The 14,242-nt window shown below is 71.0% G+C and carries 11 protein-coding genes; 7 read left to right on the forward strand and 4 right to left on the reverse strand.

What is annotated here, in order from left to right:
* Positions 1 to 19: 19 nt before the first annotated feature.
* The 3 genes from K7G61_RS21950 to K7G61_RS21960 form a co-directional block, all read right to left on the reverse strand.
* Positions 20 to 1,279 carry a glycoside hydrolase family 28 protein gene (locus tag K7G61_RS21950; RefSeq protein ID WP_225848632.1) on the reverse strand — a complete coding sequence of 420 codons (1,260 nt, stop codon included), beginning with the start codon at positions 1,277 to 1,279 and terminating at the stop codon, positions 20 to 22.
* A gap of 736 nt (positions 1,280 to 2,015) precedes the next feature.
* The gene (locus K7G61_RS21955) at positions 2,016 to 5,012 is read right to left on the reverse strand and encodes a cellulose-binding domain-containing protein (RefSeq protein WP_225848682.1); all 2,997 of its coding nucleotides are present in this window, start codon (positions 5,010 to 5,012) and stop codon (positions 2,016 to 2,018) included.
* 570 nt (positions 5,013 to 5,582) lie between these two features.
* Positions 5,583 to 5,954 (reverse strand): hypothetical protein, encoded by a 372-nt coding sequence (locus K7G61_RS21960; protein WP_225848633.1) that lies wholly within the window; start codon positions 5,952 to 5,954, stop codon positions 5,583 to 5,585.
* Between the two features lie 331 nt (positions 5,955 to 6,285).
* On the opposite strand from K7G61_RS21960, the gene wrbA reads away from it, so the two are divergent.
* The 4 genes from wrbA (at position 6,286) to K7G61_RS21980 (ending at position 9,668) form a co-directional block, all read left to right on the forward strand.
* Positions 6,286 to 6,891 (forward strand): NAD(P)H:quinone oxidoreductase, encoded by a 606-nt coding sequence (wrbA, locus tag K7G61_RS21965; RefSeq protein WP_225848634.1) that lies wholly within the window; start codon positions 6,286 to 6,288, stop codon positions 6,889 to 6,891.
* Positions 6,892 to 7,002: 111 nt separating this feature from the next.
* Positions 7,003 to 7,797, forward strand: a complete 795-nt coding sequence (locus K7G61_RS21970; protein WP_225848635.1) for an SDR family NAD(P)-dependent oxidoreductase — start codon at positions 7,003 to 7,005, stop codon at positions 7,795 to 7,797.
* A 255-nt stretch (positions 7,798 to 8,052) separates the two neighbouring features.
* A complete protein-coding gene (locus tag K7G61_RS21975) occupies positions 8,053 to 8,754 on the forward strand; it encodes a hypothetical protein (protein ID WP_225848636.1) in 702 nt (233 codons plus the stop codon).
* A gap of 110 nt (positions 8,755 to 8,864) precedes the next feature.
* Entirely contained in the window at positions 8,865 to 9,668 is an 804-nt protein-coding gene (locus K7G61_RS21980) for a class I SAM-dependent methyltransferase (RefSeq protein WP_225848637.1), read from the forward strand.
* 82 nt (positions 9,669 to 9,750) lie between these two features.
* On the opposite strand, the gene K7G61_RS21985 is transcribed toward K7G61_RS21980, so the two are convergent.
* Complete coding sequence (locus K7G61_RS21985; RefSeq protein ID WP_225848638.1) at positions 9,751 to 11,403, reverse strand: IclR family transcriptional regulator C-terminal domain-containing protein; 1,653 nt, start codon at positions 11,401 to 11,403, stop codon at positions 9,751 to 9,753.
* 165 nt (positions 11,404 to 11,568) lie between these two features.
* Between K7G61_RS21985 and K7G61_RS21990 the strand changes: the two genes are divergently transcribed.
* Genes K7G61_RS21990 through K7G61_RS22000 form a run of 3 tightly spaced genes read left to right on the forward strand, consistent with a single transcriptional unit; the run spans position 11,569 to position 14,227 of the window.
* A complete protein-coding gene (locus K7G61_RS21990; RefSeq protein ID WP_225848639.1) occupies positions 11,569 to 12,357 on the forward strand; it encodes a CoA transferase subunit A in 789 nt (262 codons plus the stop codon).
* A complete protein-coding gene (locus K7G61_RS21995; protein ID WP_225848640.1) occupies positions 12,354 to 13,034 on the forward strand; it encodes a CoA transferase subunit B in 681 nt (226 codons plus the stop codon). The genes K7G61_RS21990 and K7G61_RS21995 overlap by 4 nt, the downstream gene beginning before the upstream one ends.
* The gene (locus K7G61_RS22000; RefSeq protein WP_308190678.1) at positions 13,031 to 14,227 is read left to right on the forward strand and encodes a thiolase family protein; all 1,197 of its coding nucleotides are present in this window, start codon (positions 13,031 to 13,033) and stop codon (positions 14,225 to 14,227) included. Before K7G61_RS21995 ends, K7G61_RS22000 begins: the two co-directional genes overlap by 4 nt.
* The last annotated feature ends 15 nt before the right edge of the window (positions 14,228 to 14,242 follow it).

Genomic DNA, 14,242 nt, shown 5'->3' on the forward strand with positions numbered 1-14,242 from the left:
TCCTGAGGGTCCTCATCGGTCAGCTCACCGTCGCATTGCTCTGCTTGATCCACGCCGGCCCCGAGGCGGGCGTGATGCTGACCGAGCTGGTGGCCACGGACGCGTTCCGCACGACCACGCCGGTCTTGGCGCTGATGTTCACCGAGGTGAGCGTCAGGCCGCTGATCGGCTGCTCGGGCACGCCGATGATCTGGCCGGCCGCGGTAGCACCCGTCGCTGTGACCTTGCTGATGGCGATGCCGTAGTAGTCCGGCGTGGTGCTGGTGACCGCCTGGGCCGGGTCGCCGTCGGCGGGGATGCTCGGGTAGTACGCCGTGATCAGGATCGGGGTGGCCACGCCGGTCATCGTGAGGTGCGTGTACGTCAGCGCGTGCACCGCACCGCCGCGGCCGCGGGCCGACTTGATCCGGATGCCGGAGGACGTGCCGGTCATGGTGTCGTCGTGCACCGAGACGTTGTAGACGCCACCGCCGGTGTAGCTGCCGATCGAAAGGCCGTGTCCGTGCAGGATCGTGTCGCTGGAGACGGTGATGTCGTGCGCCGGGCCGTCGCCGGCCGAGGAGTCGATCGCCACGTTGTCGTCCCCGCAGTCGATGGTGCTGTTGGTCAGCCTCACGCTGCTGGAGGACCAGATGTCGAATCCGTCGGTGTTGGGCGAGGTCGGCGGGGAGCTGATGTGCATGCCGTCGATCGTCACGTTGGTCGACTGCTTCATCGTCACATGCGCGTTCGGGGCGTTCTTGACGGTGATGTCGGTGAGCGAGGCGGTGCCGACCGACTGCAGGGAGATCATCGCCGGGCGCGGGGACAGGGGCTTCCCCGCCGCCTTCTCCGCCTCGATCTCCGCCCACCACGGCGCGCCCTGGCCGTCGATGGTGCCGCCGCCGTCGATGGTGACATCGCTCGCCTTGCTCGCCGTCAGCAGTGCGGCCAGGCCGGAGCCGGAAGTCGCATAGTCCGCGGCGTTCTGTGAGGCCAGTAGCGTGGCCCCTGCGTCGATCTGCAGCGTGATCCCGCTGGGAAGGGTGAGCGGGCCGGTCAGATACGAACCCGCGGTCAGCTCGGCGACACCGCCGTTGGAGCAGGCCGTGATCGCCTTTTGCAGCGCGGCGGTGTCCTTGGTCATGCCGTTGCCGGTCGCGCCGTAGGACTTCGCGGAGCAGACGGTCGCGGCGAGAGCGGGGTGGGCCAGTGCCGGGAGGAGGCCGGCCGCCAGGGCCGCCGAGGTGATGGCGACCCTCAGCGCCGGCTTCGGCCGGCTTCTTGTGAACGTGAGCATGTCAGAGGACCCTTCGTAGCGTTGTGGGGGGAGTCGCTCCTGGGAACTGCTGCGGAAGTTATCCGACCTTTCCGAGCGGGTCAAGGAAGTTGTCCGACCTTTCCGAGAGGGATCAAGGAGCCTCCGGGTCATTGATCTATCTCCAACTGGCCCTGCAGGGCCAGTAGTTGGCGTGACTGACGAGTGAAGCCGCCGGTAGACGGGGTCACGGCCAGGATCACCCCTGCCACCAGAGGCCGCGCCCGACTCGCCGCCTGCCCCGGCATCGGCACAACCACTGCGTACCGTTGCACCACCCAAGGCCGCTTGAGGACCCTGCGGCCGGGCATGCGGCCGCCCCGTCGCGCAGGGAGGCACTCCAAGCTACGGTGCTCCCCACATCAACATTGATCGGATCTTTCATGCCGTGGTGTGGGCTGGCAATTACCACGTTGCCGCAACGTGCGACGCGGTTCCGGTGTGTGCGTTATGGGTTGAGGCTTGGCTCGCACGACTTCGGCTTCCGTGCCCATCGACGCCCTCGGCTCGCGAACGCTTGAGAGAGCGCAAGTCGTCCGTGAGCGTCTGCCACCGAAACGGGGTGAACGGGGTCTGCACGGTGAGTGGCCCTGGCTCGCTTTTGGTGGTGACGGATCGTGGTGCGGGCGCGAACCCCGCGGGGCGCCGCAGCGACCCCGGTGTCCGCCGCGCGGGGACGCGGTGGACACCGGGGGTTACGGCGAGTGCTGGTCCCGGATCAGTTGCAGGCGGTTCCGTTCAGGGTGAAGGCGCTGGGCGAGGTGTCGTTGCTGGTGAAGGTGCCCTGGAATCCGAAGGAGGTGCTGGCGCCCGGGGCGATGGCGGCGTCGTAGTCCACGTTCACCGCGGAGGCCGTGGCACCGGACTGGGTGACGGTGGCGCTCCAGGCGCTGGTGACCTTCTGGTCACCGGGGAAGGTCCACTTCAGCGTCCAGCCGTTGATCGCGGAGGTACCGGTGTTGTCGATCACCACGTTGGCGGTGAACCCGCCTGTCCACTCGGAGGCACGCTGGTAGTCCACGTGGCAGGTCCCGCCGCCGGATGATCCGCCGGTCACCGTCCAGGTGAAGGAGGTGGAGCCCGATGCACCGGTCGGGTCGGTGACGGCGACGGTCACGGTGAACGTCCCCGCCTTGGTGGGGGTGCCGGAGATCAGGCCCGAGGAACTGATCGACAGCCCGGCCGGCAGGCCTGTCGCCGCGTACGTCAGCGTCTGGCCCGAGGCGGAGTCGGTGGCGTGCACCTGCACCGCGGTGACCGCGGTGCCGACCGTCCCGGACTGGCTGCCCGGGTTGGTGACGGTCACGGTGTTGCTGCCCGCGGACGGCAGAGTGTTGCCGCTCAGGCCGATCGTGACACTGCCCAGCTGCTTGTAGGCGGTCGCCCGGGTTCCGGTGACGGAGGCGAAGGGCAGGGAGGTGGTGAGCGCGCTCGGCCGCTCGACCAGGTAGGTCTGACCGGTGGTCACCGGGACGCTGAGCGTGGAGTTCGTGGTCGGCGAGACGACGACGGCGCCGGTCGAGCCGTTGACGACCTCGGCCTGCTGTCCGGACCAGGGGTTGCGCACGGTCATCGTCGTGGTGCTGCCGGCCTCGATGGCGGCGGTGGCCAGGGTGCCGCCCTCGACCTGGACGTCGACCTTGGAGCCGCCCTGGACGAAGACCTGGCCCGAGCCGTCCCAGCCCGAGGGCCACGCGGGAGCGAAGCGCAGCGTGCCGTCGTAGTCGGTCGCGAACGCCTCGTCCAGCGTCGCGGCCACGTTGGAGATCTGCTCGATGTACGGCTCGTCCGGGGAGCTGGTGTTCCACGCGGCCAGTCCCGAGGGGTAGATCTGGTACTTCTCGGTGTTCGCGACGAGTTGGGACGAGACCTCGGACGCCAGGTCCAGCCGCGCCGCCTGGATCGAGTCGTACGCCCAGTCGTGGCTGTTGACGTAGCTGCGGTGGCTGTAGGTGCGCTTCGCCAGGGCGGTCAGGTCGTCGCCGTTGACGACGGTCTTGTCGCCGATCAGGTTGTAGGGCCAGACCGGTTCGAGCCCGATGTTCTCCGAGTTGTGGGTGCTCGCGGTCGGCTCGTACGAGTTGCCGATCACGTCGGTGCCGGAGGAGTCCGCGGACGGGCCGAGCAGCTTTGAGTGCGTGCTCTGGTCGGTGCGCGCGTACGGTTCGACGTGCGTCAGGGCGGTGCGCAGCTGCGAGACCAGCGAGGAGTCGGTGCCGAGCAGGGTCGCGGCGTTCACCGTCGCGGTGAACAGGGCCTGGTCGGCGGCGATGTCGGTGGTCGGGTCCTTCACCGCCCACTGGGTCTCGTGCGCGTTGGCCACCGCGTGCAGGTAGCCGTCGGAGCCGACCGACTGCCAGGCCAGCAGGAAGGTCGCCGCCTGCTGGAGCACCGGGTAGTACTTCTGCAGGAAGGCGCGGTCACCGGTGTCCTGGTACTGCTGCCAGATCCACAGCGCGATCTCCGCGCCGCTGGTGATGGTCTCCGCGTTCCAGCTCGGGCTGGAGGCCGTCGCGCAGGAGGCGTTGTTGGTGTTGTCGCCGCCGTTGTAGTAGCCGTTGCCGTTGAACCGCATGGTCTCCGGAACGCAGGCGCCCGGCTTGCCGTTCATGTTCGCGCTGGTCCACGACTCGATCGCCGGCAGGTCCTTGAGGTACATGTCGAACAGCGGCAGGTTCTGCGCGAACGCGCCGGAGTCGAGGTTGGCCTGGATCTGGCCGCGCAGGTTCCACAGCCAGTACCCGGCCGGATACCAGTCCTGCTTGTCTCCGTCGTACGCGTACAGGTCGGCGAGTCCCGCCTGGCTGCCCGGGTACTGGCCGGAGTGCATGATCCCGGCCTCGAGGTACAGGTAGAGGGTGTGCAGGTTCTCCATGTACTGGGCGGTGCCGTCGGAGGAGCTCGCCTCGATCAGTCCGCTGTGCGACCAGAAGTTGTTCCACCACGCGGACTGCGTCGCCAGCAGCGACGACTCGCTCGCGGTGGTGTCGGAGCCGATCAGGGTGGAGGCGGTGGAGTTCGCGCTGCCGCCGGTCCACGAGGGCGAGGCGACGATCACCCGGTACGAGCCGTTGCTGCTGGGGTTGAACGCCACCTGCACCTGCGTGGAGTTGACCACGGAGGCAGACACGTTCGACCCACCCGCGGTGATCGCGGCCATCGCCCCGAACGTCTGGTCGGAGTGCCCGGTCTGGGAGTTGTCCGACCACGACTGCGCCAGGCTCGCGACAGCGCCGGAGGCGGTCGCCGTGGGGTTGCGGCCGCTCCACAGGTTCACGGTGGCGGTCTGCCGAGTGCCTGGGGCGGCTCCGGTGACGTCCACGACCAGTTCGTCCTTGCCGGCCGGCACCCAGGCCGTGAGGGTCATGCCGCCGCCGGACTCGTGCAGGACCCCGTTGTACAGATCCAGGTAGCCGACGAAGTTCGAGGCCGAGGTCATCGCCGACAGGCCGGGGATGTTCAGCTGGCCCGGCGAGAGGCGCTTGGGCATCGTGTCACTGCGGTTGAGCTGCGCGGTGAAGCCGTTCGCGGCCCACGTGGAGACGCCCAGCGCCCCGTTGCCAAGCGGCAGGAACTGGTTGGCCGACGAGTTCGCCTTGCCGATCACCACGTTCGACCGGGAGACGATTCCTCCGATGTTCTGGGAGAAGGCGCCATTGTGCCAGGCGGTTGTCACCGTGGCAGCGGCAGCCGGCGACTGCGAGCCGACTGTCACCGCCAACAGTGGCGTGACGAGGGTAAGCGCCGTGGCGGCAGCACGCCGCAACAGCCTTGGACGGTGGGACACGAGTCCTCCTGACGCGTCGCAATGGTGTGGGGGGGATGCGACACAACCGTCGACACATCGGATGTGTTATAGCGCAACTGCCGCCGGCCGTCCAGAGAAGCCGGCCCAGGGGACGACATCACACACCCGTAGATACCTAGGATGTATGTCGCCAGCAGTCGTCACCGGACCGCCTGACGGCCCGTTACCCGCGGCCCGCGGCAGACGGAACGCACGATATTTTCACCGTCCGAGAGAAGGCACCTGAACAGCGGCGGGGCGCGAAATCCGGCGGACATCGGTCCGTTGCGGCACCGCACCACCCTTGCCATTCCGGACCGGTACTGCCACGCTTCCTGATCGATGCGGCACAACCCCACAACAGAACACCCGATCTATCGAGCCAGGGGTGACCAGCCCCGGTGCCGCCTCCCGCGAGCGCCGGGCACGGCCGGCCGCCGCCCGTCGCGGCGCCGCCCCCGCCGGTTCTGACGCGTCCACCCGGTCCGGGCTCCCGAGTCACGGGTCGACCGCGGCCACGCGCACGGCCGCCGCGAGTCGGCCGTTCGGGCCCTCGCGACCGGCGGGCGCGATCGAGCATGGATGGCAGTTGCCGCATGCGTTCGGCGCGGAGGTTGTCGCCGGCCTGCGGGCCCTGCGGGCGTCGCCGTACTCGGCAAGGGTCTGAGTGGCGGACGCGGGGTCAATGCCCCTGCCTGCCGAGGCAAGCAGGGAGTCGATCCACTCCTGCGCCCATTCCGGCGTGGGATGCAGCGAGATACGGGGTGGCGGCAGCGGCATGAGGGCCGCGTGGTCACGGGCCGCCCGCTCGCCGATGACCTCCCGGTGCGTCCTGTGGATCTGGGACCGCCGCTGCGGCACCCAGGCCATGAAGGCGGCGTCCGTCTCCTCTGTCGTACCGGTACCCGATGCGACTCATGTGGGGCAGCCGGCCCAGGCCCGTTCTCCTCATGGGTTCAGCGCGGTCCCCCGGTCGCGAACCGGACATCGTGCTGCTACGCCGAAGCCCTGTCCCAGTGGTCGGCACTTTTGGTTGCGCCACGCCGATGTGGTTTGTCCGCAGAATTCCGCAAACTCTACGTTTGAATGGTGCACCGACTGCCAGTCGTCGGCCCACTGGCGCGTCCCCGGACGTCACAGCGGCCGTGCGAGGGGTTGGCCGGGGCAGTCCGCCGTCTCCGTCAACGTAGGAGTACTCGTCATGGCCGTACGTGTTGCAGTCGTCTACTACAGTGCCACCGGGAATGTGCACGCGCTGGCTGATGCCGTGGCCAAGGGGGCCGCGAGCCGTGGTGCCGAGGTGCGTCTTCGGAGGGTCCCCGAGCTGGCCCCGGACTCGGCGATCGACGCGAACCCGGCGTGGCGGGCGCATGTGGACGCCACGAAGGACAGCGTCCCTGAGGCGACCTTGGCCGACCTGGAGTGGGCGAGCGCGTACGCCTTCGGCACCCCGACCCGCTACGGCACGCCCTCGGCCCAGCTGAAGCAGTTCATCGACACGACCGGTGGGATCTGGCAGGCCGGTGTGTTCCACAGCAAGCCGGCGACGAGCTTCACCTCGTCGATCAACCGCCATGGCGGGCAGGAGTCCACCATCCTGTCGCTCAACAACGTGTTCTACCACTGGGGCTGCATCATCGTGCCGCCCGGCTACACCGACCCGCTGCTTTTCGCTGCCGGCGGCAACCCCTACGGAACTTCGTGGCCGAGCGGCGGCGGTGAGTTGCCCGATCAGGCGACCCTGGACGCCGCGAACTACCAGGGGCGGCACCTCGCCGATATCGCAGGGCGCCTCACCCAGGCGTAGCCCCACGAGGACGGACCTCGTTCCTGGCAGCATGGGCGCATTTGCGACGATTACGACGTAATGTGAACGTCACCAAAGGCGTGGACCGATCGATCCGGAACGAGGATTCCCATGGAACTGCACCTCAAGGACAAGGTCGCCGTCGTCACCGGGGCCAGCAAGGGCATCGGCCTGGCCGTGGTCGAGCGGCTGGCCGGGGAGGGTGTCAAGGTCGTGGCCGGCAGCCGCACGTCCTCACCCGAGCTGGAGGCCCTGGCGGCCGGTCATGACGTCACCGTCGTGTCGGTCGACCTGTCGACCGCCGAGGGCGCCGAGCGCTTGGTCCGGCAGGCAGTGGAGCGCCACCGGCGCCTGGACATCCTCGTCAACAACGTCGGGGCCGCTGAGCCCCGCGAGTCGTTCCTCGCGGTCAGCGATTCCGAGTGGCAGCGAATCTTCGACCTGACCTTCTTCAGCGCCGTACGCGCCAGCCGCGCGGCGCTGCCCCACCTGGTCGCGGCGGGCGGTGCGGCCATCGTGAACATCAGCTCGATCAACGCCCGTCTGCCCTTCCCCATGGTGGTCGACTACTCGGCCGCCAAGGCCGCGCTGACGAACCTGAACAAGTCGCTGTCGGAGGAGTTCGCGCCCCAGGGCGTACGCGTCAACGCCATCGCCCCTGGGCCGGTCCGAACCCCGTTCTGGACCGCGCCGGGCGGCTTCGCCGACGCCACCGCCGCGGCTGCCGGCACCACCGCGCAGGAGGCGCTCGACGTGGTCGTCCCGCAGAACATGGGCATCAGTTCGGGCCGGATCACCGAGGCCCACGAGGTCGCCGACCTCGCCCTCTTCCTCGCCTCGCCCCTCGCCGCCAACGTCACGGGCACGGAGATCCTCATCGACGGCGGGCAGGCCAAGACGCTCTGACTGTTCGCCGTCCCGGGTCTGGGCACCGCCCGCCGGCCCGGCAGCCATGAGGTGCGCCGTGGCCGGGCGGAGTACGAGCCCTGCCCAGGTGTCGTTCTCCCGCGCCGGGCCGTCGCGATGATCGCGGGGGCTCGGCCGAGGTAGGCCGATCGCCGCAAAGGCGTGCGCCACGATGGGCCGTACGCTGTCCCGGGGTCCGGCATGCGGTAGTAGTCGTGGCGTGACGAACACGAGGTTGAACGGATCGGCTCGGCCATGACCGGGCCTCCCCCTGGTTCCGGCCCGGTCAGACCGCCGCGGCTGGAGGAGGTCGGCGAGGCCGCGTCGGCCTGGATCACCCTGCTGACCACCGAGCACTACAATCTGCAGACCCAGCGTGCCGCCACGATCGGCGAGGTCAACGGACGGGCCAGCGTCTTCCTCGGTGCCGTGTCGGCCGGCCTCATTTCCCTGGGATTCTACGGTCACGCCGGACGCAGCGCGGGGACCACCGCGTTTTACGCGCTGGTGCTCTCCTCACTGGCGTTCCTGGGCGTGGTCACCTTCCTGCGGTGCCTGGAAATCTCCATCGACGACCGGCAGTTCACCCTCCGCATCACCAACCTGCGGGCTCTTTACGCGCAACTGGTGCCCGAGCTGTCCTACACCCTCCTCGATTCCGCCGGCGCCGAACAGGCCGTGGTCATGCTCACCCCTCGGCGGCAGCCGTTCCAGCGGATGCTGAGCGTCGCGGGCAGTATCGGCGTCATCGCGAGCGTCCTCATCGGTGCCGACGCCGGCGTCCTGGCGTTCGGACTCGGCGCCCCGCCGGCCGCGGCCCTTCCGATCGGGGCAGCGGCCGGGCTGGCCGCGCTGTACGCGAGCGTCCGGTTCCAAAGTGCCCGCTGGCGCGGCTCCTACTCCTCCGAGCCCACCCGCGGGAACGTTCAGGGCTTCTCGTCCGGATCAGGGGACTGACCGCGGGGAGAAACCGGCGTGTTCGTGCCGCGCGACCGGGCAAAGCGGGTGATCACCTTCAGCCGGAGATTATCTTCTCATCTCGCAACGTTTGGTCTACTATCGGCGAAATGAGCGCAGACGATGCGAATCGGCGGTGGACGCGGTCCATGCCCGAGGCCTACGAACGCCACCTGGTGCCGGTCCTCTTCCGTCCTTTCGCGTCCGACATGGCGGTCAGGGCGGCGGCGCTGCGGCCCCGTACGGTCCTGGAACTCGCCGCCGGTACCGGGGCGTTGACCTCGGCCCTGCTCACCGCGCTGCCCACGGCCTCGATGGTGGCGACCGACCTCAACGAAGCCATGGTCTCCGCCGGATCGGCACGGGAGCCGCGTGCACGGTGGCGGCAGGCGGACGCCCAGGCGCTCCCTTTCGAGGACGGCGCCTTCGACCTCGTCGTGTGCCAGTTCGGGGTGATGTTCTTCCCCGACAGGCCCTCGGCCTACGCCGAGGTGCGCAGGGTCCTGGGCCCGCGGGGGCGGTTCCTGTTCAGCAGCTGGGGTCCGCTGGCCTCGCACGCGTTCGACGTCGCCTTCCAAGCCGCCCTGGAGGAGTCCATGCCCGGGCAGGCGCCTGCGTTCCTGCGGGACGTGCCGCACGGTTACACCGATCCGGACGTGGTCGCCGCGGACCTCGCGACCGCGGGACTGACCATGGCCACCGCCGAGGAGGTCACGCTGAAAGGCGTCGCGGAGTCGGCCGCCTCCGTCGCCACCGGGCTCCTGACCGGCACACCGGTGAGTGCCGCCCTGCGGGCCCGCGAGGACGCGCAGGCCATCCGGGCCGCCGTCACCCGGAAGATGACGGACCGTCTCGGCGCCGGCCCCGTGACGGCGCCGATGACCGCGACCGTCTATACGGCCCATCCGGCATGAGTCTCCCCGGCCGGGGAGCACGGCCGGGGAGCACGGCCGGGGAGACGGAGGGAGCCCTTACGGCGCCGGAGCGCCGCCGGGCCTACCCGATGGTCAGCGGCTGGAGGGCGCAGGTCAGGGCGATGTCCGCGGTGATCCGGCCGGCTGCCGCGCGCAGGGCGGGCAGGACGGTCTCCCGGGCCTGTTCGGCCGATGTGCGGCCGGCGTGGAGGGAGACGTTGACCGCGGCCGCCACCTGGCCGCCCGGGCCGTGCACCGGCACGGCGATCGAGCGCAGGCCCTCCTCCAGTTCCTGGTCCACCAGCGCGTAGCCGTCGCTCGCCGTCCGCTCCACCACGGCCGTGAGGCGGTCCGGATCGGTGAGGGTGCGGTCGGTGAGCGGCTTGAGGGCGGCATGGCGCATCCACTCCTCGCGCCGCTCGGGCGGAAGGCCGGCGAGCAGCACCCGTCCGAGCGAGGTGGCGTGGGCCGGGAAGCGCGTGCCGACCGTGACCGCGACGCTCATGATTCGGCCCGCCGCGACGCGCGCGACGTAGCGGACGTCTTCGCCGTCCAGCACAGCGATCGAGGCGGATTCGCGCAACAGGCTCACGAGAGCCGCCAGATGAGGCTGTGCCAGCTCGGCCAGCGACCTCGCGGACAGCGGCGAGTAACCGAGGTCGAGCACCCGGGGCAGCGGGGCGAACCGGTGGCCGCCGGCGTCGGTCGTGACGTAGCCGAGCCGCTGGAGCGTCAGCAGTGAACGGCGCGCCGTGGCCCGGGGCAGGCCGGTGGCCCCGGCGACGGCGGACAGCGTCATGCCGCCCGGGGCGCCGAGCGCGGCCATGACGGTCAGTCCGCGGGCCAGTGACTGCAGGTATTCGGGCCCCAACTCCTGTTTCGGATCGAGGGAGCGGTCGTGCCGCGGGGCCGCGGCCGGCGGCCCGGAGCCGACCCGGGCGAGCGCCTGCCCCATCCGTCCTGCGGTGCGCAGCATGCGCTCCAGGGCGTGGTCGCGCAGGTCCCGCGCGGAGTGCCGGCTGGTGTGGCTGACGACGCTGAGCGCGGACACGGTCCGGCCGTCCCCGTCGCGCACGGGCACGGCCACGGCGACCAGTCCCGGTTCGATCAACTGGTCGTCGAGCGACCAGCCGCGCTCGCGTGCCCGCGCGGCGCGGGCGCGGAACTCCGCCTCGCCCGGCCGCCCCTCGCCGGCGGGGGGCGGCAGGACGGCGGGAAAACCCGTGTCGTACGGGTCGGCGCGCGTGCGGGCCAGCCAGTCGGCGTACGTCGGCTCGTCCCAGTCGGCGGCGAACAGCGGTCCGGGGGCGCAGCGCTCGGCGGGCAGGGCGTCCCCGGTGCGGAACGCGACGGACAGGGTGCGGCGGCGCGTGGTCTGCACGACGAAGCGCACCGCGTCGCCGTCGGGGACGGCCAGCGAGACCGACTCGTCCAACTCGTCGGCCAGTGCGGTCGCGAGCGGGCCCAGGGCGCCGGGGATGCCGCTGGAGCGCAGGTAGGCCAGACCGAGTTCGATCAGCGGCGGGGCGAGCGCCAGGGCGCGGTCCTCCTCGCGCAGGTAACCGAGCCGGACCAGGGTCGTGGCGATCCGGTCGACAGGGGAACGGGCCAGTCCGGTCAGCCGGACCAGCTCGCTGGGGCGCAGCCGTCCGCCGGGGGCCCGGGCGAGCGCTCGCAGTACGGCGATCCCGCGCTCCAGCGGGCCGACGGACGAGTCGGCGGTGGTCGGCGGCATGTTCCCTCCTTGTCCCGGAACCGTACCGGTCCGGGCGCGTGCCCCTGGTCCGGGTGCGCGGCTCTTGACAGCTTCCGGACCCGGGCGGACACTCACCGCACCCACATTAGCGAATTATTGTTCACTGGGCGAACACATGCCCCGGATCGTGCAAGGGATGGGCGGATGGACAAGGTGGTGGGGTCGGCCGACGAGGCCGTGGCCGACATCGGCCACGGCTCCTCGCTGGCCGTCGGCGGCTTCGGGCTCAGCGGCGTCCCGGACGTGCTGATCCAGGCCGTGTACCGGCGGGGCGCCGAGGGACTGCGGGTGGTCTCCAACAACTGCGGTGTGGACGGCGGGGGCCTGGGCATCCTGCTCGCGGCCGGGCGCATCGTCCGGGTCACCGGCTCGTACGTCGGCGAGAACAAGGAGTTCGCCCGCCGCTACCTGTCGGGCGAGCTGGAGCTGGAACTCACCCCGCAGGGCACCTTGGCCGAGCGGCTGCGGGCGGGGGGCGCCGGCATCCCCGCCTTCTTCACTCCCGCCGGGGTGGGCACCCTCGTCGCCGAGGGCGGCCTGCCGTGGCGCCACCACCTGGACGGGTCCGTCGCCGTGGCCTCGCCCGCCAAGGAGGTGCGCGAGTACGACGGACGCGAGTACGTCCTGGAGCGGGCCATCACCACGGACTTCGCCCTGGTCCGCGCCGCGCGGGGCGACCGGCACGGCAACCTCGTCTTCCACGGCGCCTCCCGCAACTTCAACCCGCTGGCGGCGGCGGCCGGGCGGATCACCGTCGCCGAGGTCGAGGAGCTGGTCGAGCCCGGCGGGATCGACCCGGACCAGGTCCACCTGCCCGGCGTCTTCGTCCAGCGCGTCGTGGCGCTCACGCCGGAACAGGCGTCCGCCAAGGGGATCGAGAAGAAGACGCTGACCCGGAACGGGACCACGAGGACGGTGAGGACGGCCCCATGAGCTGGACCCGCGACGAGATGGCCGCCCGCGCGGCCCGCGAACTGCCCGACGGCTCGTACGTCAACCTCGGCATCGGCCTGCCCACGCTGATCCCCGACCACCTGCCCCAGGGCGTCGACGTGGTCGTCCACTCCGAGAACGGCATCCTCGGCGTCGGCCCCTATCCGGCCGAGGACCAGGTCGATCCCGACCTGGTCAACGCGGGCAAGGAGACCGTCACCGTCCTGCCCGGCGCGGCCTTCTTCGACTCCGCGCTGTCCTTCGCGATGATCCGCGGCGGCCACATCGACGTCGCCGTGCTCGGCGCGATGCAGGTCTCGGCACGCGGGGACCTGGCGAACTGGACCGTACCCGGCAAGATGATCAAGGGCATGGGCGGTGCGATGGACCTGGTCCACGGTGCCCGCAGGGTGGTCGTGCTGATGGAGCACACCGCCAAGGACGGCAGCCCCAAGATCCTGGCCGAGTGCACCCTGCCGCTCACCGGCCGCCGCTGCGTGAACCGCGTCATCACCGACCTCGGCGTCCTCGACGTCACCGATCAGGGCCTGCGCCTGGTCGAACTGGCCCCCGGCGTCAGCGCCGGGACGCTGCGCGAACGCACCGGCGCCGATGTCCTCGACCCGCCGGACTCGCCGCGTACGCGGGGCGTGGGCGTTCCTGGAGCGACGCGGTGAACGCGCCCCGGCGCATACGCGATGTCTACGTCGTCGACGCCGTCCGCACGCCTTTCGGCAAGTACGCGGGGGCCCTGTCGCACGTCCGCCCGGACGACCTGGCCGCCGGCGTGATCAGGGAGCTGCTGGCGCGCACCCCACGGCTGGACCCCGCCCGGGTGGGCGATGTGGTACTCGGCAACGCCAACGGCGCCGGTGAGGACAACCGCGACGTCGCGCGGATGGCCGCGCTCCTGGCCGGGCTGCCCGTCGGTGTCCCCGGCGTCACCGTCAACCGGCTGTGCGGCTCCGGGCTGGAGGCCGTCGTCCAGGCGGCGCGCGCCATCGCGGTGGGCGACGCGGACGTCGTCGTCGCGGGCGGGGTGGAGTCGATGAGCCGCGCCCCCTGGGTGCTGCCCAAACCGGAGCGCGCCTTCCCCGCGGGGCACCAGGAGCTGTACTCGACCACTCTCGGCTGGCGGATGGTCAACGAGCTGATGCCGAAGGAGTGGACCGTCCCGCTCGGTGAAGGCGCGGAGCTGATCGCCGCACACCACGCGATCAGCAGGGAGGAGCAGGACCTCTTCGCGCTCGCCAGTCACGAGAAGGCCGCCCGGGCCTGGCGGGACGGCCTCCTCGACGGCGAGGTCGTCGCGGTCGGCGGGGTGGACCTGCCGCGTGACGAGTGCGTCCGCGACGGCGGTACGCCCGGGACCATGGCCCGTCTGCGGCCGTCCTTCCGCACCGACGGCACGGTCACCGCGGGCAACGCCTCCCCGCTCAACGACGGCGCGGCGGCCCTGCTGCTGGCCGGCGAGGACACGCTGGCGGAGCTCGGCCGCGAGCCGCTCGCACGGATCCGGGCGAGCGCGGTCAGCGCGGTCGAGCCGCAGTGGTTCGGGCTCGGCCCCGTCGAGGCGAGCCGCCGCGCCATGGCGCGGGCCGCGGTCGGCTTCGACGAGCTGTGCACCGTCGAGCTGAACGAGGCCTTCGCCGCCCAGGCGCTCGGCTGCCTGGCCGAACTGCCCGAGCTCGACCCGGCCAAGGTCAACCCGCGCGGCGGCGCGATCGCGATCGGTCACCCCCTGGGAGCGTCGGGCGCGCGCCTGGCCGGCTCCCTCGCCCACCAGCTCGCCGCCCACGGCTCGGGCACGGGCCTGGCCGCCCTGTGCATCGGCGTGGGGCAGGGCATCGCGCTCGTCCTGGACCGCTGAGTTGCCGCCCGCGGC

Source organism: Streptomyces sp. HPF1205, assembly GCF_020400825.1.
GTDB lineage: Bacteria > Actinomycetota > Actinomycetes > Streptomycetales > Streptomycetaceae > Actinacidiphila.